15 protein-coding genes and 3 tRNA genes are annotated in these 20015 nt (G+C 69.3%); 11 read left to right on the forward strand and 7 right to left on the reverse strand.

Going from position 1 to position 20015, the window contains the following annotated elements:
* The first annotated feature begins 2 nt into the window (after positions 1–2).
* The 3 genes from VVS03_RS09040 to VVS03_RS09050 all read left to right on the forward strand — a co-directional run bounded on the left by VVS03_RS09040 (position 3) and on the right by VVS03_RS09050 (position 1753).
* Entirely contained in the window at positions 3–941 is a 939-nt protein-coding gene (locus VVS03_RS09040; RefSeq protein WP_368534360.1) for a LysR family transcriptional regulator, read from the forward strand.
* 68 nt (positions 942–1009) lie between these two features.
* Positions 1010–1082: transfer RNA gene (locus VVS03_RS09045), tRNA-Arg, on the forward strand.
* Positions 1083–1120: 38 nt separating this feature from the next.
* Positions 1121–1753: a hypothetical protein gene (locus VVS03_RS09050; RefSeq protein WP_368521399.1), complete on the forward strand. Its 633-nt coding sequence runs from the start codon at positions 1121–1123 to the stop codon at positions 1751–1753.
* A 13-nt stretch (positions 1754–1766) separates the two neighbouring features.
* On the opposite strand, the gene VVS03_RS09055 is transcribed toward VVS03_RS09050, so the two are convergent.
* Positions 1767–1958 (reverse strand): PspC domain-containing protein, encoded by a 192-nt coding sequence (locus tag VVS03_RS09055; RefSeq protein ID WP_368534361.1) that lies wholly within the window; start codon positions 1956–1958, stop codon positions 1767–1769.
* 171 nt (positions 1959–2129) lie between these two features.
* On the opposite strand from VVS03_RS09055, the gene cmrA reads away from it, so the two are divergent.
* From cmrA to VVS03_RS09070, 3 genes are all read left to right on the forward strand, one after another.
* On the forward strand, positions 2130–2942 hold the full coding sequence (gene cmrA / locus VVS03_RS09060; protein ID WP_368534362.1) for a mycolate reductase: 813 nt from the start codon (positions 2130–2132) through the stop codon (positions 2940–2942).
* Positions 2943–2956: 14 nt separating this feature from the next.
* Positions 2957–3595: an oligoribonuclease gene (gene orn, locus VVS03_RS09065; protein WP_368520378.1), complete on the forward strand. Its 639-nt coding sequence runs from the start codon at positions 2957–2959 to the stop codon at positions 3593–3595.
* A gap of 47 nt (positions 3596–3642) precedes the next feature.
* Positions 3643–3718 (forward strand) — tRNA-His (locus tag VVS03_RS09070).
* A gap of 46 nt (positions 3719–3764) precedes the next feature.
* On the opposite strand, the gene VVS03_RS09075 is transcribed toward VVS03_RS09070, so the two are convergent.
* Positions 3765–4721 (reverse strand): MsnO8 family LLM class oxidoreductase, encoded by a 957-nt coding sequence (locus tag VVS03_RS09075; protein ID WP_368534363.1) that lies wholly within the window; start codon positions 4719–4721, stop codon positions 3765–3767.
* A gap of 66 nt (positions 4722–4787) precedes the next feature.
* On the reverse strand, positions 4788–5996 hold the full coding sequence (locus tag VVS03_RS09080; protein WP_368534364.1) for an Ig-like domain-containing protein: 1209 nt from the start codon (positions 5994–5996) through the stop codon (positions 4788–4790).
* A 324-nt stretch (positions 5997–6320) separates the two neighbouring features.
* Here VVS03_RS09080 and VVS03_RS09085 point away from each other — a divergent pair.
* Positions 6321–6396: transfer RNA gene (locus tag VVS03_RS09085), tRNA-Lys, on the forward strand.
* A gap of 75 nt (positions 6397–6471) precedes the next feature.
* Here the strand turns inward: VVS03_RS09085 and VVS03_RS09090 are convergent.
* On the reverse strand, positions 6472–7749 hold the full coding sequence (locus VVS03_RS09090; RefSeq protein WP_368520381.1) for a glutaminase: 1278 nt from the start codon (positions 7747–7749) through the stop codon (positions 6472–6474).
* A 34-nt stretch (positions 7750–7783) separates the two neighbouring features.
* Between VVS03_RS09090 and VVS03_RS09095 the strand changes: the two genes are divergently transcribed.
* Together VVS03_RS09095 and VVS03_RS09100 are read left to right on the forward strand one after the other, a co-directional pair.
* Entirely contained in the window at positions 7784–8338 is a 555-nt protein-coding gene (locus tag VVS03_RS09095; RefSeq protein WP_368534365.1) for an isochorismatase family protein, read from the forward strand.
* Positions 8339–8451: 113 nt separating this feature from the next.
* Positions 8452–9438, forward strand: a complete 987-nt coding sequence (locus VVS03_RS09100) for an HNH endonuclease signature motif containing protein (protein WP_368534366.1) — start codon at positions 8452–8454, stop codon at positions 9436–9438.
* Positions 9439–9530: 92 nt separating this feature from the next.
* Here the strand turns inward: VVS03_RS09100 and VVS03_RS09105 are convergent, their stop codons facing one another.
* Positions 9531–9809, reverse strand: a complete 279-nt coding sequence (locus tag VVS03_RS09105; RefSeq protein ID WP_070769608.1) for a DUF3618 domain-containing protein — start codon at positions 9807–9809, stop codon at positions 9531–9533.
* A 121-nt stretch (positions 9810–9930) separates the two neighbouring features.
* Between VVS03_RS09105 and bcp the strand changes: the two genes are divergently transcribed.
* Together bcp and VVS03_RS09115 are read left to right on the forward strand one after the other, a co-directional pair.
* The gene (gene bcp, locus VVS03_RS09110) at positions 9931–10404 is read left to right on the forward strand and encodes a thioredoxin-dependent thiol peroxidase (protein ID WP_368520385.1); all 474 of its coding nucleotides are present in this window, start codon (positions 9931–9933) and stop codon (positions 10402–10404) included.
* Between the two features lie 11 nt (positions 10405–10415).
* Positions 10416–11090 carry a TetR/AcrR family transcriptional regulator gene (locus tag VVS03_RS09115; protein WP_368534367.1) on the forward strand — a complete coding sequence of 225 codons (675 nt, stop codon included), beginning with the start codon at positions 10416–10418 and terminating at the stop codon, positions 11088–11090.
* A 26-nt stretch (positions 11091–11116) separates the two neighbouring features.
* On the opposite strand, the gene VVS03_RS09120 is transcribed toward VVS03_RS09115, so the two are convergent.
* Together VVS03_RS09120 and VVS03_RS09125 are read right to left on the reverse strand one after the other, a co-directional pair.
* Positions 11117–11515 (reverse strand): holo-ACP synthase, encoded by a 399-nt coding sequence (locus VVS03_RS09120; RefSeq protein WP_368520387.1) that lies wholly within the window; start codon positions 11513–11515, stop codon positions 11117–11119.
* Positions 11516–19990 carry a fatty acid synthase subunit beta domain-containing protein gene (locus tag VVS03_RS09125; protein WP_368534368.1) on the reverse strand — a complete coding sequence of 2825 codons (8475 nt, stop codon included), beginning with the start codon at positions 19988–19990 and terminating at the stop codon, positions 11516–11518.
* Positions 19991–20015 lie beyond the last annotated feature (25 nt).

Raw genomic sequence — 20015 nt, forward strand, 5'->3', positions numbered from 1 at the left:
TTATGGATTCTCGGCAACTCCACTACTTCCGCAGCGTGGTTGACCACGGCGCATTCACACATGCCGCGGTGGCGATGGAGATGACCCAGCCTTCGCTGAGCCTATCCATCCGCAAGCTCGAGGACGAGCTCGGCATCCAGCTGCTCAAGCGCAGCCGCGCCGGCGTCACCCCGACAGAAGCAGGCGATTATCTCTACAAGAGCGCAGTCAAGCTCGACGCCCTGCTGTCCCAGACAGCCCAGCGCATCAAGGAAATGGCCGGAGGGCTGGCCGGCTCCGTCTCAGTGTGCTCGGCGCCCGAGTTCAACTGGACCGTCATGCCCGCCGTCCTGCACCAGATGCTGCAGGAGACCCCCGACGTCGAGGTCTACGTCGAAGACCCCTCCCCCAGCCTCACCCTCGAGCGGGTCCTGGACGGCACCGTCGACTTCGGTCTGCTGCCGGTCACCGACCCCGCGGCGGTCGCGCGGCGCTTCTCCCGCCAGCTCGACGTCGTCGAGTTCGCCCGCTTCCCCTGGGTGGTCGGCCTGCCCGAGCGCCTGTCCGATCTGCCCGATCCGGTCTCGCTGTACGACATCCAAGACGAGACCTGGGTCGTCGTGCCCCGCAACCCGGAATTTATCGGGCTCGCGGAGCTGCTCGACGAGCTCTGGGAGGCCCACCCCGATGCCGTGCCCGCCCGCCGGCAGGAAATCTCCACCCTCCAGACCGCCATCCCGCTGGTCTCCGGCGGTCTGGGCGTGGCTCTGTTCCCGGAGACCGCCCGCACCTTCAAGTCCGAGGGCATCCACTACCGCCAGCTCAAGGAGGAGCTGCCGATGATGAGCGGCATCCTGCTCTCGCGGCGCGACGCGGATTATTCCCCGGCCGCCCGCAGGCTTATGGAGCTGGTCAAGAAGGTCGGGAAGGAGCGCGCCGAAAACGGCGCCGCGACCAGCTAGCCGCCCGTGCGCCGCCGGCCCGGACGGGTCGAGTAAAATCTGTCCTGCTGGCGGCTGGCGCCGGCCTCGCCCCTATAGCTCAGTGGATAGAGCAGCGGGTTTCTACCCCGCGTGTCCCGGGTTCGAATCCTGGTGGGGGCACCGCTTTGTCCCGCCTGAGCGGGACTAAAATGGCAGCCATGGAAATCACCCTGGCTACCTTCTCCCACTGGCCCACCGAGCTGGCCCCGCCGGGCCTGCGTTTCGACAACTGCTACCCGCCCGCCGCGGACTACCCCTCGGCCCGCAACGCGGTGCTCACCGGCCAGTACCCGCAGCGCCGCGCGCGCTACCGCATCTCCGACGTCTTCGCCGACGCCGGCTGGCGCGTCACCGAGGGCGCCGAGCCCGCCCAGCCAGGCGACAACGTCTTCCGTCTCTGGGAGGAGCCGGGCTCCCTGCCGGATTCCGGCGTCGTGGCGGTGGCCACGCTCAGCGATTCCCCGGGGCCGATGAGCATCTATTGGCCCGGCGTGGCCGAAGGCGGCACCTCCCAGGAACTCGTCTCGCCCATGGATCTGGCGCCCACTCTGGCGGCCATCGCGGGCCTGGACGTGCGCCCGAACGCCAGCCTGTCCTTCGACGGGCTCAACCTCATCCCCGTCATCCGCTACGGGGCCTCCGGGCACGCCGCGCTCTTTTTCGACAACGGCATCCGCATGCAGGACGCCAGCCTCATCGACGGCCACGCCAGCAAAGAATCCCGCCGGGCGGCCCTGCAGGAAGAATGGGATACCTGGCGGGAATTCATGGACTTCGGCCCGTTGCAGTAGCGCGGGGCCGGTCCTAGGCCTGCGGGCCTTCCGGCATGCAGATCCACAGCACGATGTAGATGGCCAGGCCCCAGGCGCCGGCCAACGTGGCGATGGCGAACAGGGCGCGGACCAGGGTGGCATCGACGTTGTAGGTCTCGGCGATGCCGCCGCAGACGCCGGCAACGTAGCGGTCGGTGCTGGAGCGGTGGAGTTTGTCGTTCATTGGGGTTCTCTCCTTTCGAGGGGTCGGGGTTTTCCTTTCACTTTCTATTCAACCGTGGATCGACCCGCAGCGCATCAGGGTTTTCCCTGAACTAACCCGGATCTTTTCGCTAGGCTAAAATGCACCGCCTAAAGGTGAAACGCACCCGCCGCGAAAGGACTTGAACCCGTCATGCCGAAAAACTCCGGACTGCCCTCCCCCACCCGCCATTCTTATGCCCTGATCACCGGCGCCAGCCAGGGCATCGGCGAGGCCATGGCCCGCGACCTGGCCGCTTTGGGCCACAACGTGGTCTTGGTCGCCCGGCGCAAGGAGGTGCTGGAAAAGATCGCGGGCGAGCTGCGCGCCGCCCACGACGTCGAGGCCGTGGCTTTCGATGCGGATCTCTCCCGTGCCGAGGACGTCGACCGGCTCATTGAGTTCATCGGCGGCCGGGAGATTAGCATCCTGGTCAATTCGGCGGGCATCGCTAGCTTTGGCCCGTTCATGGAGCAGGACTTCGGCTACGAGACCGACCAGTTCCAGCTCAACGCCACGGCCGTGCACCGGATTACCCGCGCGGTGCTGGAGCAGATGCTGCCGCGGCGGCGGGGCGCCATCTGCAACGTGGGCTCGGCGGCCGGTAACATCCCCATCCCCAACAACGCCACCTACGTCTTCACCAAGGCCGGGGTCAACGCATTTACGGAGGCGCTGCACTACGAGCTGGCCGGCAGCGGGGTCAGCTGTACGCTGCTGGCCCCCGGCCCGGTCCGGGATGCCGTCGTCCCCGCGGAGGAACAGTCCATTGTCGACAAGGTCGTGCCCGATTTTTTGTGGACGACCTACGAGTCCTGTTCGCAGGAGACCCTGGCGGCCATGGCCCGCAACCAGCGCCGCGTGGTGCCGGGCCCGCTGTCCAAGGCGATGAACACGCTCAGCCAGGTTCTGCCGACGCCGCTCATCGCGCCGCTGGTGGGCAAGTTCTACTCGCAGATGGGGTAGCTAGACTGGTGTTTATGCAGAAGCAAGAGATAGCTCCCAAACATGACCGCTTGGTCTGGATCGATCTGGAAATGACCGGTCTGGATCCGGACCGCCACGTCATCGTGGAGGTCGCGGCCGTTATCACCGACGGCAACTTAAACATCCTGGGCGAGGGCATCGACCTCGTCGTCCACGCCACCGAGGACGAGCTGGCGCAGATGGACGACGTGGTCACCGAGATGCACGCCAACTCCGGGCTGGATACCGAAATCCGCGCCTCCCACACCACCGTCGAGCAGGCCGAGCAGGCCGTCCTCGAGCTGGTCGCGGCCCACTGCGACCCGGAGCACCCCGCCCCGCTGGCCGGCAACTCCATCGCCACGGACCGCACCTTCATCCGGCGCTACATGCCCCGGCTGGACCAGGCGCTGCATTACCGCATGATCGATGTCTCCACCATCAAGGAGCTGGCGCGGCGCTGGCACCCGAAGGCGTATTTCCACCAGCCCGACAAGGGGCTGGCCCACCGCGCGCTGCAGGACATCGTGGAGTCCATCCGCGAGCTGGACTACTACCGCCGCAGCGTCTTCCGCACCGACGGTGGCCCGGACAGCGGCCAGGCCCTCGAGGCGAAGGCCGAAAGCACCCACGCTTACCAGGCGTTTTTGTAATTCGCCGTTGATGGGTTAACCTAAATAGCGCTGCTAAGGCAGCGATGGTGGCTGTAGTTCAGCTGGTAGAGCACCAGGTTGTGATCCTGGGTGTCGCGGGTTCGAGCCCCGTCAGCCACCCCAAAGTTAAAGCAGGTCAAGGATTCCTTGGCCTGCTTTTTGCTATTGCTTACTGTTGCGCAAGGAGCCTTTCGCTCTCGGCCCGGCCGGCGCGGTCCGGGATATCACCCGTCACCAAGAACTCTTCCACGCCCAGCTGGCTAGCAATTGCCGCTAGCTCCCGACGCACTGCGCCCGGCGTGCCGACGACGTGGTGGGCCTGGATGTCGCGCATGCGGGCGCGCTGCTGGCTGGTCATCGCGGCGAGATCCAGGTCCGCGGCCGGCACCAGCGGGCTAAACCGGCCGGTGGATTGGGCCATCGCCTGGGCGTAGGCCTCCGGGGCCAGCAGATCCGCGGCCTTTTCCTCTGTTTCCGCCACCGCGATATTCAGCGAGGAAATCACGTGCGGGGCGGGGCAAAACTCGCTGGATCGGAAGTTCGCGCGGTAGGTCTGGGCGGCCTTTAACTGGTTGGCCACCGGCCCGCCCAGGATGACGCCCAGCCCTAAGCGCCCGGCGGTGCGCGCGGAGGCGTAGCCGGCCAGCAGGAACAGACCCACGTCGCCCTCGAGGCGCGGGCGGGCGGTCACGGCGGCATCGCCGCGCAGGTAGGACAGGAGCTCGTCTAGGTCGTCGCCGTAGCGCTCCCGGGCCTTGGGGTCTTGCCGAAGTGCGGCGCGCACCGGGGCGGTAAAGCCGACGGAATTGCCCAGGCCGATGTCCACCCTGCCCGGGTACAGCGCCGCCAGCGTCGCCACCTGCTCCGCGATGAGGAAGGGCGAGTGCCCGGGCACCATGATGCCCGCCGTGCCCACGCGCAGGCGCTGCGTGGCCGCCGCCGCGTGCGCCGCCATTAGTGCTGGCTGCCCGCTGGGGATGCCGTCGACGCCGTGGTGCTCGGCGACGGTGAAGCGCTCGAAGCCTAAGGACTCGACGTGCCGGGCGTGCTCGGCGACCCCGCGCAAGGTCTCGGCCTCCGTTTCGGCCGGGGTTGCCGCGGCCCTATCTAAGACAGAAAAACGCATGCTCCCCACGGTAGTCATCGGCCGCGGGGAGCATGCGCTCCGCAAAGGTTGAGTTGGCTGGGCGGGCTAGGCGTTGCCCGCCTTCCAGTCCTCCCAGGACATGTTCCAGTCGCCGAGCCCGTCGTAGGGCGAGAGCACCCCGCCGGAGGTGTTCTTGACCAGGACGATGTCGCCGCGGCCGACCACCTGCTGGAACCACTGGGCGGCCTCCGGGGTGACGTTGATGCAGCCGTGCGAGGTGTTGGTGTTGCCCTGCGCCCAGACCGACCACGGGGCGGAGTGGACGTAGATGCCCGAATAGGACATCTGCGTGGCATAGTCGACGACGGTCTGGTAGCCGCCGGCATCGAGAGCCAGGCCGAAGGTCGTGGAGTCCATCATGAGCTGATCGTGCTCGTCGCCGATGATGTAGCGCCCGTTCGGGGTGGCGTACTGGCCGTCGCGGCCCAGCGAGACCGGGATCTCACGCAGCAGCTCCTGGTTCTTGTAGACCCGCATGGTCTTGGTGTTGTCGTCCACGATGGAGATGACCCGGTCGCCGATGGTGAAGCTGGCCTCGTTGTTGGAGCCGCCGAAAATCTTGTTACCCAGGTCGACGCCCTCGATCTCCGCCTTCGCGGTCACCTTCGTGCCCGGCTCCCAGTACTCCTTCGGGCGCCAGCGGACCTCGTAGTCGTTGACCCAGTGGAACGCGCCCTCGACCGCCGGGGAGGTCTCCACCGTCAGGGCCTCCTCGGCGTTCTTGCGGTCCGGCACGGGCACGCCGAAGCGGAAGTTCACGGTCTGCCCGACGCCGACCTCGGAGCCGTCCAGCGGGGCCATGGCCACGTCCGCGGTGCCGTTGGCCTCCGGCGTGGTGAACTGGACGGTCTTTTCCTTGCCGTTCTCGTCCTTGGCGTAGATGGTGTAGGTCCGGTTGTAGCCCAGCGTCTCGTCGCTCGACCAGGTCTTGCCGTCCTCCGAGAGCTTCTCGGCCACGACGTAGCCCTGCTCGTTGGTCATGGTGACCGTCTCCAGCCCCTTGCCCAGGGACTTCACGGTCACCGGGGTGAAGGGATCGACGTCTTCGGCGCCGTCCTTGACCGAGAATTCTGGAGCCTTCTTCTCCTTCTTGGCCACGCTGGTGGCACCGGCTTCCGATGCCTCACTGACCTCCGGCGCCCCCGCGTCCTGGCCCTCGGGATCACCAATCGTGCACGCGGCCAGCGAGACCGCCGTAACCGACGCAATCACCGTCACTGCGCCACGGCGCAGCAGCGAAATCGTCCTAGTCAAAACTCAAAACCCTTATCTAGCCTGGTTCTTTCAACCTGCAAGTCAACCTGCGAGTCAGCCGCCGAGCCGCCTTCGTCGCGGACTCGTCACCCAATCTCACTAACCATATCGACAAAATGGCCCCAAGTTGTACACAAAATTGACGCTCCGAGCACTTTGATACCTAATCGTTGCATTCCGAATGAAGCGCGCAATAACGTTGCGTTAATACCCCGTAAAAACCTGGTATGACCAGCCGATTTTACTATTTTCTTTGAAGGGGTTAAAGTTATTTTCCGTTGCAAGGACAGCGGCCGAGAGATTGGCTCAAGTTTTTGAAACAATGCGCCATTAGCTCAATTGGCAGAGCAACTGACTCTTAATCAGTGGGTTCGGGGTTCAAGTCCCTGATGGCGCACCACCTCCCCCGCGGGCCGTGATTTCACTGGCCAGCGGGGGCTTTTTGGTTTTGCACCACCTAGATTTCCCCGCGCGCCTAGATTTCCTCGCCGGCGATCTCGTAGTCCTCGGCGTCGTGGACGGGAACCTCGGTGCCGTCGGACATCTTCAGGTCGGTCATCCGGTTGTCCGGATCCACCACGCCGATGTCGTGGCCGGACTCGCGCAGGCGGCGCAGGCCCTCCTTCAGCATGCGCCGGCCCATGCGGTTCGACCCGGTCACGCCGGACATGTCCAGCACCACGGCCTCGTTGTCGAAGTCCTGGTCGGCCAGCTCGTAGAGGATGGTCTCCGCGGCGTTGAAGTTGATTTGCCCCTGCAGGCGGAAGACGTAGGTGTCTTCTTCCTCGTGGATATCGCGGATGGGCGCGATACCGTAGCGCTCCTCCGTCGACATCAGGTGCAGGCCCATGTCGCGGGAGACCAGTTTGAAGGCCTCTACGCCACGCACGCTGTTGCCTTCCTTATTCAGCCGCGGCGAGAACGTCGCGATGCCCAACTGGCCCGGCAGCGTACCGATGAGCCCGCCGGCCACGCCCGATTTGGCGGGGATGCCGACCTCGGCCATCCAGCGGCCGGCGCCGTCGTACATGCCGGCCGAGCTCATCACCGACAGCGTCAGGCGGCACACGTCCGCGTCCAGGATCTTCTCCCCGGTGACCGGCTGGCGGCCGCCGTTGGCCAGCGTGGCCGACATCACGGCGAGGTCGCGTACGTCGACCAAGAGGGAGCACTGGCGGATATAGGTGGTCACGGCATCGGGGGCCTCGTCCTCGATGATGCCGTAGTTGCGCAGCATGTGCGCCAGGGACAAGTTGCGGTCGGAGTGCTCCAGCTCGGAGCCGCACACGCGCTCGTCCATGCCGAGCTCCCGGCCGGCCAGGCGCGACATATAGGAGCGGATGCGCTCGACGCGTTCGTCGACGGTCGAATCCACGCCGTTAATCAACTGCGTGACGGCGATGGCGCCCGCGTTGATCATCGGGTTGACCGGCCGGTGGTCCTCGGCGTTCAGCGACAGCTCGTTGAAGGCCTCGCCGGAGGGCTCCATGCCGACGATTTCGCGCACCGCTTCCAGGCCCAGCTCCTGCAGCGCCAGCGCGTAGACGAAGGGCTTGGAGATGGACTGGATGGTAAAGCGCTCCTCCCTATCGCCGGCGCTGTAGACGTTGCCCGTGGTCGTGCACATGGCCGCGGCCAGGTAGGAGGGGTTGGCGTCGGCCAGCTCGGGGATATAGTCCGCGACGGCGCCGCCGTCGGAATAGCGCACTTTGTCGAGGATCTCTTCGAGGTAAAAAGGAATCGGAGTTTTCACCCTGACCAGCCTACCGACAGTTAAACTAGTCCTCATGACTACGCACGCCGATGCCCTCCTCGTCGTCGACGTCCAGCACGACTTCTGCCCCGGCGGCGCGCTCGGCACTGAGCGCGGCAACCTGGTGGCAGACGGCATCGCTGGCGTTATTGCCGACTATCCCGCGGTGGTGGCCACCCTGGACTGGCACATCGACCCGGCCGGGCACTTCTCCGACAACCCCGATTTCGTCGACACCTGGCCGGTGCACTGCCTGGCCGACAGCGAGGGCGCCCGCCTGCACCCGGCGCTGCCGCAGGACCAGATCGACGAATTCTTCTACAAGGGCGCCTACACCGCCGCCTATTCCGGCTTCGAGGGCGCCAGCCAAGCGGGCACGTCGCTGGCGGACTACCTGCGGGGCCGGGGGATCAAGCGCGTGGACATCGTGGGCATTGCCACCGATCACTGCGTGCGCGCCACGGCCCTCGATGCCCTCCGCGAAGGCTTCACCGTCACCGTGCGCCAGGACCTGTGCTCGCCGGTGAGCGAGGAGGCCGCGCAGGCCACCTTCGCCGAGCTACGCGCCGCCGGGGCCGAGCTGGCCTAAGACCTGTGGATAACCCCGCGTTGTATTCCGTGTAATACAAATTCGGCGAGTTATCCACAGCTTCGACCGCCTGGCCGTTGAGTCAGGGCGGCGGGCTTTCTAGCGTGAGGGTCATGCACGCACTCGAAGCCTCCATCCGAAGCCGCGCCGACGGCATCACGTACTTGTCCCTTGCCCGCGACCTCGACTACGACACCCTCCTAAGCTGGGGCGAAGACCCCCAGGCCGCCCGCACGCTGCTAGGCCTGCGCGACCTATTCTTCAGCACCGCCTCTTTTTCCGCCCAGCGCGCCGCGGCCCGCGATGCCGCCGCCGAGACCGGCCACAGCTACGCCGCGCTGCTGGCCATCTACAGCCAGGTCAAGCGCCTCAAGCGGCAGTCCGATGCCATCTCCCTGCTCCTCGAGCTCGCCCGCACCCCGGGCGATGCCAAGAAGCTGCGCTCGCTGGGGCGCAAGCGCGTCAACGACATCCAGCCGCGGCCGCCGCGCAACCCCGGAGTCAACGTCACCCGGCGCAGCGACGGGACGGCGACGCTGTCCATCACGGCCTCCTCGCTGGACATCGCGGACCTGCACGCTCATATCAAGACCGTCGAGGACGCGCGCGCCGTCTTCGAGCGCGGGGCCGAGCGCCCGCAGATCACCACCAACGTCGTCATCCAGCTGGACGAGTTCGTGCAGCTGCTCGATGGCTCTGGCCAGGACGTCGAGCTGCAGCTAACCAACGGCGGCCGGCTGACCGGGGCGGAGCTGGTCGGGCGCATCCTGAGCGATTACGGATACGTCGGGCTCTTCCACCCGGTGCACGGCCCGCTGAACCTGTACCGCAGCAAGCGGCTAGCCACCTGGAAGCAGCGCCACCTGGCCATGCTGGAAAACCCCACCTGCGCCTGGCCCGACTGCCGCGCGCCCGCCGAGGATTGCCAGGTCCACCACCTGCAGGCCTGGGCCGCGGGCGGGAACACCAACGCCGACAACCTCGTCACGTTGTGCCGCTACCACAACTCCGTCAACGACGACTCCCCCGCCCGCTCCCGCCGCGGGCGGCTCGTCCGCCGCCACGGGCGCGTGGTCTGGACCCCGCCCCGCCGCGGATGAACCGCCCCGGATGAACCACCGAGCATGAAAAAGACCCCCGCCTGGCAAAGAGGCGAAGGTCGGATTCGGAAGGATTTGGACTAAGGGGGAAATTACTTGCGCTGCGCGAGCAGGCGCTGCAGTTCCTTGATGTCGCTGGAACGGCGACGGGAACGGAAGACCGCGAAGGCGATCCCGCCAACAACGACGGCGGCGACGCCGGCCAGGGCGATCTGAACGTTCTTGTCCTGGAGCTTGTCCTGGGCGGCAGACTTGGCATCGTTAGCCAGGTTCTGCGGGCGGCTGCGGTCGGCCAGCTCGTCCAAGGTGCCGGCCAGTTGGCGACGGGTGCGCTCGATGTCGCGCTGGATGTCCTCAATACTGCGTGCCACGTTCTACTCCTGGTATTTCGCTTAAAGATTATCGGGTACGCGGACATTCTATCGCGTTTGCCGCCAGCGTGACGTATTGACCCAAACTCAGCCACCTGCCGGGCCGGGTATGGTGGATAGCATGACTGACCAACAGCGTTTAGAAGTAGGCGACACCGCCCCCGCATTCTCCTTGAGCGACGATAAAGGTAACACCGTCAGCTTGAGTGATTTCGCCGGCCAGCAGGTCCTGGTTTATTTCTACCCGCGGGCCAATACCCCGGGCTGCACCAAGGAGGCCTGCGATTTCCGCGACTCCCTGGAAGAACTCAACGACCGGCGTATCGCCGTCGTGGGCATTTCCCCGGACACCCCGGAGAAGCTGGCGAAGTTCCGCGCCGATCACGATCTCAACTTCCCGCTGCTGTCCGATCCGGACAAGGAGGTCATGACGGCCTACGGTGCCTTCGGCGAGAAGAAGAACTACGGCAAGGTCGTCCAGGGCGTTATCCGCTCCACGTTCTTGGTGGACGCCGAGGGCAAGATCGCCCTGGCTAAGTACAACGTCAAGGCCACCGGTCACGTGGCCCGCATCAGCAAAGAACTAGACGCCTAAATTATCCCTCGATGAGCACACCCTCCACCGACAACCCCGGAACTGACGCGAGCGAACAGGCCGGCACGGCCGAGATCCTTCTCCCGCGCCGGCGGCCGGCGCAGGCCCGCAGCCGCGAGCGGTTCAACCGGATTCTGCAGGCCGCGCGCAGCGTGCTCGTGGACTTAGGCTTTGAGTCTTTTACCTTCGACGAGGTCGCGCGCCGCGCCGAGGTGCCGATTGGCACTTTGTACCAGTTCTTCGCGAACAAATACGTCCTCGTCTGCGAGCTCGACCGCCAGGACACCGTCGAGAACCTAGCGGAGATCCAGCGCTTTTCCGAGCACGTTCCGGCGCTGCAGTGGCCGGACTTTTTGGACGAGTTCATCGACCACCTGGCCTCGATGTGGCGCAAGGACCCGTCCCGGCGGGCCGTCTGGCACGCCGTCCAGTCCACGCCGGCCACCCGCGCGACCGCCGCGGCCACCGAGCGCAAGATCTTGGAGCCGCTCGCCGACATCCTCGCCCCGCTGGCTACCGGCATGGACTACGAGGAGCGCATCGAGCTGGCCGGATTCCTGGTCCACACGGTCGTCTCCCTGCTCAACTACGCCATCCGCACCGAGGACGCCGATAGCTTCGCCTCCGTCGTCGGCGAGGTCAAGCGCATGCTGGTGGCCTACCTCTTCTCGGTGGCCACGACCTAGTGGCCACGACCTAAGCGCCGCACGCGCTAGCAGGAAATAATCACCGTCGCGACCGCGTAGTCGCCGTCGTGGGAGATGCTGAGGCTGGCCTGCCAGCCGGGGAGGGAGGCATCGATAGCCGTGCGGACCTGGCCGCTCACCTGCAGTCCGACCCTCCCCCACGCGTCCGGCTGGACGCTGATTTCGGCCCAGTCGACCTCGTGTTCCGCCAGCCGCGGCGGGCGCCCGTAGAGCGCCTGGGACCACGCCTTGATGAAGGCCTCCTTGGCCGCCCAGCGCCCCGCCAGGTGCTCGTCCCGGCGCGGCTTGGTCGCGGCCACCCGCTGCTCGAGGGCGGAAAAGACCCGCTCGAAGGTGGTGCCTTCCCGCCCCAGCTGCTCGGCTAAGCCCGGGATGTGGACGATGTCGGTGCCAACGGCGAACATCTAGCGCAGCTCCCCTCCCCGCAGGCGGGCCTGCGGATCCAGCAGTACCTGTGCTTCCCGCGCGGTGCCGCGCCCGCCCAGGTTGCGCCCCTCCGGCCGGGTATACAGGGCGGCCTGGCCGTGCATGGCTCCGTCGCGGCGCTCCCACCCCGCGCGCTCGCGGCGGGCGGCCTGGGTGCGCCACTCGTTGAGCGCGAACTCGCCCTTGGCCTGGCGCAGCGCCTGGGCGAACGCGCCCGGGTGCACCACGGCGATAAGCGCCGAGACGTGCCCGAAGCCCAGGGAGGTCACCAGGCCCGCCTTAATCTCCGCCGGCAGGGGGCTGCGCGGCCAGACCAGGTCCGGATACCGGCGCAGCTTGGGGTCGACGCAGTCCAGGGCCCGGTTCGGCGGGATGATACCGCGCCGCATGACCTGCATGAGCCCGATGAGCTGGAAGGCCGCTGCCCCGCCCTTGGCGTGCCCGGTCAGGTGCTTTTGGGAGATCACGTACAGGGGGTTGCCCGGGGTGCGCCCGCTGGCCCGCGCCAGGCGCTGGTGCAGGTCGGATTCGTTCGGGTCGTTGGCCTCCGTCGAGGTGTCGTGCTTGCTGATAACGCGCACGTCATCCGCGTCTAGCCCGTACGGGGCAAGGGCGGCGGCCAGCCGGTTGTCCCGGGCGGCCGACAGCGCCCCCAGCCCAGGCGCGGGGATGGAGGTGTGCGCCCCGTCGGCGAAAGACTCCGCAAACGCCACCACGCCGAGCACCGGCAGGCCGAGCTCGGCCGCCACGTCGCCGCGGGTCAGCAGCAGCGCGCCGCCGCCGGCGGATTCCACGAAGCCGGCGCGCCGCCGGTCGTTGGGCCGGCTGAAATAGCGCTCCGCGATGCCCGCCGCCGCCAACGCCGCAGAATCCGCCGTGGCGGCCATCGCGCCGAAGCCGGTCACGGATTCCACGCTCATATCGTCGACGCCGCCGGCCACCACGAAGTCGGCCTTGCCCAGCCGCAGCTTGTCGGCGGCTTCCTCGACGGAGACCGCCGCGGTCGCGCACGCGGCCACCGGGTGGACCATCTGCCCATAGCCGCCCACGTAGTCCTGCATGACGTGCGCGGCGATGACGTTCGGCAGGGCTTCCTGCAGCACGTCGTTGTTGCGCGGCTGGCCCAGCAGGCGGTCGACGTAGAGGCCGCGCAGGGAGGCCACCCCGCCCATCCCGGTGCCCTGGGTGTTGCTGACCCGCGCCGGGTGGACGTGGGCGAGCAGCTCGGCGGGGCTAAACCCGGCGGAGGTAAACGCCTCGACGGTGCAGATGAGGTTCCACACGGCCAGGCGGTCCAGGTTCTCCAGCATGTCGGCGGGGATGCCGTAGGCGGCGGGGTCGAAGCCGTCGGGCAGCTGGCCGCCCACAAACCGGGTCATCACGGTGCGGCGCGGCACGCGGATTTCGCTGCCCTTGGGGCGGGTGACCTGAAAGGCGTCGCCGACGGGGCGCACCCGGGCGCCGGCGGCGGCGAAGGCGCGCGCGCTATCGGCGTCCGCCGTGCTGAAGGTCAGGTCGCGGTCCAGGTAGACCGTGGTCAGCTCGCCGGCGAGGTTGTTCTGGATGCCGGCATCGTCGCGCAGGCGGCGCACACCGACGCTGGCCATGACCTCGTCGTGGAAGCGGGCGTAGATGTCGGCCTCGGCCACCGGCTCGCCGGCGGCGTCGACCCAGCCGTCCTCCCAGCGGATAAGCCCCATCGACCAGGCCAGCTCCACCACGCCGGCGGCGCTGAGATCGCCGCCGAGCTCCGCCTCGAAGCGGGTGCGCGCGCTGCCCCAGGGGCCGAGCTCGCCCGCGCCGGCGACGACCACCATCTCCTCCAGGCCGGCCGCGACCTCGCCGAAGTCCGGCTCTGGGGCCGCGCCCTCGGCCAGGTTGGGCAGCGCCGGCACGACGCGCGCGCCCGGCTCCGCCTCGGTTTCTGCCGCGGCTAACGATGCCTCCTGCCGCAGCGCCGCCAAATCCAGTTCGGCGGCCGCCAGTCCCCCGGTCAGGTCCAGGGCGACCGGCTCCTCGCGCGCGGCCCGGCGCGCGCCCGGGTTGGCGCCTTCGTCCAGCAGCTCGGTGGCGAGTTCGCGGGTATCCCAGGTGCGCACGCCGCGGGCCTCGGCGGCGGCGACCAGCGGATCGTTGGCCCCCATCAGGCCGGTGCCGCGCACCCAGCCGATTTGGGCGTGGACCAGGCCCACGCGGTTGGCCCAGGCGGGTTCGCGGCGCCAGCGGTTTTCGATGGCATCAAGGGCCGCCTTGGCCTCGCCGTAGGCGCCGTCGCCGCCGAAGCGACCGCGGTTGGGGCTGCCGGGCAGGACGACGTGGACGTGCTCCGAGATTCCGGCGGTGGCGGCGATGAGCCGCTCCACCGACCACAGCAGCAGGCGCATCTGGCGCTCGCTGCCCGCGCCCGCCTCGGCCAGGGTGCCGGCCACGCGCGGCGCGGCGAACGGGAAGAGCAGGGTCGGCGTCAGCGCCGGCTTCACCACGCGCACCTCGGCGCCGACGGTGCGGGTGCGCTCGGTGCCGACCCAGTCGGCTAAGGCGTCGACGTCGGCAAACGATGCCACGTTGCACGGCACGACCCACAGCGCCGCCTGGCCCCGGGCGTGGTCGCGGTAGAGGCGGGTGAAAAAGTCCAGGCGCGCCTGGTCCAGACGGGAGCTGGTCGCCACGACGGTGGCCCCGCCCCGCAGCAGCTCGGCGGTGATAGCCGCGGCGATGGAGCCCGGCGCGGCGCCGGTGACCAGCGCGCAGTCGGCGGCGTAGTCGAGGCCCGCCGGGTCCTTCCGGGCCGCGGCGGCAAGATCCGGGTGGCCGGAATACTCGGCGATGCGGGCGACCTCCTCGCCCGTTGCGGTCACGTCGCCGCGTCCCCGAGCGGCGTCCTCGCGCGCCGAGGCCCAGCGGTCGTCGAGCAGGACCGCCCGCGCCGGGTCGAAGGCCGGCCGCACGAAGTCGGCCCAGCCCGCACCCAGCTCGCGGTCGACGGCGGCGACGAGTTCGCGCGCGCTATCGCCGTCCTCGCCGGCACCATCATCCTGGCCATCCGTGTCGGCTGCCTCCGGATCCAGCCGCTCGACCAAGTCGCGGGCGTTGGCGGTTAAGGCATCGGTGAGATCGCCCAGGGCGGCCGGGTCAGCGATGGCGGTCGCGGCCGCGGCCGGCTCCGGCAGCGGGGTGGTGATTCCGGCGGCGGCGACGGCAGCATCGATAGCCGCGTCGAGGCCTTCGGGCAGGCTGGCTAGCTCGCCGCCGCGCAGGGAGGCCCCAGTACGGGTGCCGTCGACCAGGTGGGCGAGCACGCGGTCCAGCCAGCCGGGGCCAAGTCCCCAGCGGCCGCGCACGCGTTCGGAAACGTAGGAGGTCGGCTGGGCGGCCGGGCCGGTCAGATCGCGCAGGCAGGTCTCCACCTGGGGCTGGAGCACCGGCCCGAAGGCCTGGTAGCCGCGGGCCTGCCGGTCGACTAGCTCGCCCAGGCTGGCCAGATCGAGGTCGGCGGCGCCATCGATGGCGGCGATCCCCAGCTCGGTCGAGATATCCAGCAGCAGCTGGTTGCGCCGGGAGGACTGGCCCTCCACCAGGGACTCGATGGTGTCTTCCGGGCGCAGCTGGTCAAGGCGCACCTTGGTCCAGGCTGCCACCAGCAGCCGGAGGGCATCGCTGGGCAGCAGCGGCCGGTCCGCGGGGGTGTCTCCGGGGGCCGGTTGCTCGGGTGCGGTTGCTGGCGCTGGCTGCGGCGCGGCTTCCGACTCCGGATCGGGCTCGGCTACTGGTTCGGGCGCGGGTGCGGGGTCGGCATCGGTGGCGAAGACGACGGCCTCGTCGCGCTCGGCGTTGAGGATCTCCACGCGCGCCGCCCCCGGGTGCTGGCGCAGCATGTTCGCCAGGGTGGGCGCGCTGGCCACGCCGATTTCGACGAAGCGCTGCACGCCCAGCTGCCCCAGGGCGAGATCCTGGGTCTCGATCCAGCGCACCGGCGAGGCGAACTGCCAGGCCAAAAGCTCCACCAGCAGGGTGCGGCCGCGCTGCTGGGCCGGCTGCGTGCGCGCGGCGTCCAGCCACGGCGAGTCCACGACCTCCTCCATGGCCTGGATGAATTCCTCCCCCAGGTCAAACGGGCGGGCCACCAGGTTGGGAATGTAGCGGCCAATCAGCCGGTCCAGGTCGATATCGGCCGTGATGAGCTGGTCGAGGTGCCGGCGGAAGTCGTCCACCCCGTCGCGCAGGCGGGAGGAATGGAAGGGCACGTCCACGCCGGGGATGAGGACGAAGGCGCGCTCGCCGCGGGAGGCGGCATCGGCTTCGAGGGCGCGCAGCCCGGCGCGCGTTCCGGCGACAGCGTACTGCTTGCCCTTGACGTTGTAGTTGACGATCTCCAGGAATTCGCCCGTAATCGCCGACAGCTGGCTGACGTAGTCGAAAACGTCCGCGTCCGACATTCCCATCTTGTGCGGGCGCAGCGCGGCCAGCCCGTAGTTGGAGTTGCCGTCGCCGTCCCGCGGGACCAGGCGGTGCATGGTCAGCCCACGCTGGTAGACGATCTCGATGACCGCCTCCACCGAGAGCACGTCCGCAAAGGCGGCCAGCGCGTTGTACTCGCCCACCGAGTGCCCCGCGAAGAAGGCGTGCTCTTCCAGCACCCCGGCCTCGCGCAGCTGGGCGACCTGCGCGCAGCCCAGCGTGGCCATGGCCACCTGGGTGAACTGGGTCAGGTACAGCACGCCGTCGGGGTGGGAAAAGCTTTCGCCGGCCACCTGCACCTCGGGCGGGTTGCGGCGCACGATGTCCAGGATGGAAAAGCCCAGCGCCTGCCGGGTGTGGGCGTCGGCGCGGTCCCAGACGGCGCGCGCGGCTGGGGAGGCGGCGTAGGCTGCCATCCCCATGCCGGGCGACTGGATGCCCTGACCGGGGAAGGCGTACCACGTCACCGGCGCGGCCAGCTGGGCGGTCGCCTCCAGCACGGGGACGCCGCCCACCGTGGCGGTCACGGTGCGCACTTCCCCGCCGGCGGCCTGCCCGGTCCGCGCGGTGGAAAACTCGACGGTCTGCCCCGGCAGGACCGGGGCCAGCAGGCGCGCGTGCCAGCCCACGATGTTCTCGCCGGCGGCCAGCTGCGCCAGCGCGGAGGTCCACATGCCGTGGACTATCGGGCCCTGGGCCAGGCCGGTCGCCCGCGCCAGGTCCTCGTCGGTGTGGATGGGGTTGAAGTCGCCGGTGACCTGGGCGAAAGGCCGCATGCTATCCGGCGCGACCACCTGGGCCTGGCCGCGGCTAAGCCGCGGGGTCGGGCGCGCGGCCGGGTCCGTGACGTCCAGTGCCGGCAGCGTTTCGGCTCCGGCCGCACCGGAGATCAGAAAGCGCTCGGTCAGCGTTGCCAGGTGCTGGTGCCCGCTCACGATGCCGACTTCCACCTCCAGCACCCGCCCCCGCGCGGTGGCAAAATCATGCGCAAGGTGGGCCTTCACGCTGACCGAGGCGCCGTGCTGCGGCAGCTCGGAGCGCAGGCGCACCGCGTGCTCCAGGTGGACCAGACGGAGCAGGCCCTCGACGGCGTCGGTGTCCGCGATGACCGCGAAGATGGCCGGCCAGGCCGGCCCCACCAGCGCGTCGGCGGCCAGGCCGGACGCGCCCGCCAGGTAGCCCGCGGTGACGGTCTGGTAGTCCGCGCAGTTCAGCGTCGTCGACCACGCCGCCGCCCCGCCAACGACCTCCGGCAGCTGCCCGCCGGCGGCCCGGCGCGCCAGCTCCCGCATGGCCTGGTACGCCGAATCCGCGCCCACGACGGGCACGGTCGCCGCCTGAGGCAGCGCCACCGTCACGCCCAGGCCGGGCACGCGGTATGCCCCATCCGCGTCTTCTTCCAGGCCCAGCCGGCGCGCCGGGTTGGGAACCGGGTGGCCGGCCCATTCCCAGGCCGGCGCGGACAGGATCCGCTCGCGATCGCTCGCCGCGGGCCCGGTGGACTCCGCGCGGGCGGCCGCGGCGGCCACGAACCGGCCCAGCAGCTCGGCGACGGGCTCGTCGACGCGATCAATCCCGGCCACGGAGCGCGGCGAGGGGATGATGGAGACGGCGTCGGCCGGGTAGCGGGCATCGTGGGCCTGCCAGAGCGAGTCCGTGCGCCACCACCAGCGCACGTCCTCGTCGATGACCGGCACGAAGTTGGCGGGCTTGCCGGGGCCTTTGAGGAGATCGATGAACCAGGCGGCATCGGTGGCGCACAGGTGCTGGGTGCCGGCCTGCGGGTAGCTGGCCAGCAGGTCGGCCAGGTTTCCCGCGTCCAGCTCGCCGGCGGGCAGCTGGGAGGCGAACTCGCCGTGGTCAGCGGGGTGCAGGCGGGCCTCGGCGCGCAGGAGCATCTGCGCGAACCGGGCGCGCCAGGAGTCATCGACCCACCCGCCGCAGTGGGACAGCTCGAGGTAGCGCTCCAGCCAGCGCCGGTAGGTCAGGCTGGTCAGGTCGCCGAAATATGGCTTGCAGGTGGCATCCAGGGCGCTGATGATTTCGGCGCGGCGGGCGCGCACGGCATCGGCGTCGCCGGCCACGGCGTCCAGCAGCCGGCCGGCCTGGGCGAAGGAATTATCCACCTCGTGGATGTCGGCGCCCAGCTGCGAGCGGCCCGAGGACATGCCGGCGCGGGCGGTGCCGGCCGCGATGAAGCCGTCTGTGCCGGAGGCGGCGACGAGGGCGCGCTTGACGGCCGGGGAGGTGGTCGCCTCCCGCGTGGCCATGGCGGCGGTGCCGACCAGGATGGCATCGACGGGCATGTCCGGGCGGCCGTAGGCGCGCGCCCAGGCGCCGGTCAGGTACTCCGCGCCGCGCTCCGGCGTGCCGATGCCGCCGCCGACGGCCAGGTAGACGTTCTCCGCGGCGCGGATGCGCGCGTAGGTGGCCAGTAGCAGCTCGTCCAGGTCCTCCCAGGAGTGGTGCCCGCCGGCCAGGCCGCCCTCCAGCTGCATGATGACGGGGGCGGGTGCCACCTCGCGCGCGATCTCCAGCACCTTATCGACGTGGTGCACCGCGCCGGGCTTGAAAGCCACCCAGGGGATATTGCCCACCCGCAGGCTCCGGTAGATCTCCACCGCCTCGTCCAGCGGCGGGATGCCGGCCGAGCACACGATGCCGTTGATCGGCGCCCCGTTCGCCCGCGCGGCGGGTACCTGCCGCTGGCCGGCCACCTGGCGACGCCACTGGCGGGGGTTGAGGTAGAGCGCGTTGAACTGCGCGTTCACGCCCGGGGCGAGGTGCTCGCGCAGGTAGTCGAGGTTGTCTTCGAGCAGCTGGTCCGTGGCCTGCCCGCCGCCGGCGAGCTCGGCCCAGTACCCGGCGTTGGCCGCGGCCGCCACGATGGCCGGGTCCACCGTGGTGGGCGTCATGCCGGCCAGTAGCACGGCCTGGTAGCCGGTCAGGCTGGTAAAGCGGGTCACCAGCTCGCCGTCGGCCGTGGTGCGCGGGGCAAAATCGCTGTACGGGCGGGGCGGGGCCAGCTGGTGGCCGGGATCAATAAGCCGGGCCTGCCCGGTCGCGGTGCCGACCGCGAGCACCCCGATGCCGCGGCCCTCCACGATCTTCTCGGTCAGGGGTCGCACGCCTTCTTCCGGGCCGACCTCCAGGATCCACCGCGCGCCGGCGGCGGCGAGGCGGTCGACCTGCGCCGGCCAGTCGATGACGTCGGTGAGCACCGCGCGGGCGGCCCGCTCCGCGACGGCCGCGTCTAGGCCCACCTGCTGGGCCCAGTCCACGACCTGGTCGACGGCCTCGCCCATGCGCGGGTGGTGGAAGGCCGCGGCCACCTTGAGCGGCTGCGCCTCCACCCCCAGGGCGCGGGCGACGGCAAGGTTGTCGGCGGGCGGGCCGGACAGGACGGCATCCTGGGCGCTGTTGTGCAGGCCGATGACCGTGTCCGCGCCGGTGTCCCGGATGGCCGCGGCGATGTCCTGCGGGTCTGCGGCGACGGCGACCATGGGGGCGGCGTCGTTATCGCGGACCAGCCCGTAGCGCCGCGCCGTGTGCGTCATCGCCGCGCCGATGAGCTGGGCAATCGCCAGCATCTCCGCGCGGCCAGCCTCCTCGTCGAGCACGAATTCGGCCAGCCGGCCTTGGGAGTGGCCGGCGGCGGCGACGGCATCGCTAGCCACTAGCCCCTGGGCGGCCAGGGCGTCGAGCAGGTTCAGCTGGGCCAGGAAGATGCCGGGCACGGAGACCTCGGGGGCGCTGAGATCCCAGGCCGGCGGCTGTTGCGCCCAGTCGAAGGGGCGGAAGCCGCGGGGGCGCCGGCCGGCCAGCTCGGCGGCAAGCGGCTCCAACAGCTGCGCGGCCTTGTCCACCGTGGCGTGCAGTTCACGGTCGGCGCCGCGCAGCGAGTCGGCCCAAGAAAAACCCTGTCCCGAAAAGGACAGGGCGAAAGGTTCACGAGGATTCACGGTGAGCTGCTCCTTGTCCAGGTTGGTGCTCACCTAAGGCTAGTGGAGATTCCGGCGC

Source organism: Corynebacterium sp. LK2537 (assembly GCF_040946485.1).
Lineage (GTDB): Bacteria > Actinomycetota > Actinomycetes > Mycobacteriales > Mycobacteriaceae > Corynebacterium.

Coding starts and splice junctions, on each gene's coding strand:
- VVS03_RS09040 (WP_368534360.1), top strand. CDS start 3: ATGGATTCTCGGCAACTCCACTACTTCCGCAGCGTGGTTGACCACGGC.
- VVS03_RS09050 (WP_368521399.1), top strand. CDS start 1,121: ATGGAAATCACCCTGGCTACCTTCTCCCACTGGCCCACCGAGCTGGCC.
- VVS03_RS09055 (WP_368534361.1), bottom strand. CDS start 1,958: ATGAACGACAAACTCCACCGCTCCAGCACCGACCGCTACGTTGCCGGC.
- cmrA (WP_368534362.1), top strand. CDS start 2,130: ATGCCGAAAAACTCCGGACTGCCCTCCCCCACCCGCCATTCTTATGCC.
- orn (WP_368520378.1), top strand. CDS start 2,957: ATGCAGAAGCAAGAGATAGCTCCCAAACATGACCGCTTGGTCTGGATC.
- VVS03_RS09075 (WP_368534363.1), bottom strand. CDS start 4,721: ATGCGTTTTTCTGTCTTAGATAGGGCCGCGGCAACCCCGGCCGAAACG.
- VVS03_RS09095 (WP_368534365.1), top strand. CDS start 7,784: ATGACTACGCACGCCGATGCCCTCCTCGTCGTCGACGTCCAGCACGAC.
- VVS03_RS09100 (WP_368534366.1), top strand. CDS start 8,452: ATGCACGCACTCGAAGCCTCCATCCGAAGCCGCGCCGACGGCATCACG.
- bcp (WP_368520385.1), top strand. CDS start 9,931: ATGACTGACCAACAGCGTTTAGAAGTAGGCGACACCGCCCCCGCATTC.
- VVS03_RS09115 (WP_368534367.1), top strand. CDS start 10,416: ATGAGCACACCCTCCACCGACAACCCCGGAACTGACGCGAGCGAACAG.
- VVS03_RS09120 (WP_368520387.1), bottom strand. CDS start 11,515: ATGTTCGCCGTTGGCACCGACATCGTCCACATCCCGGGCTTAGCCGAG.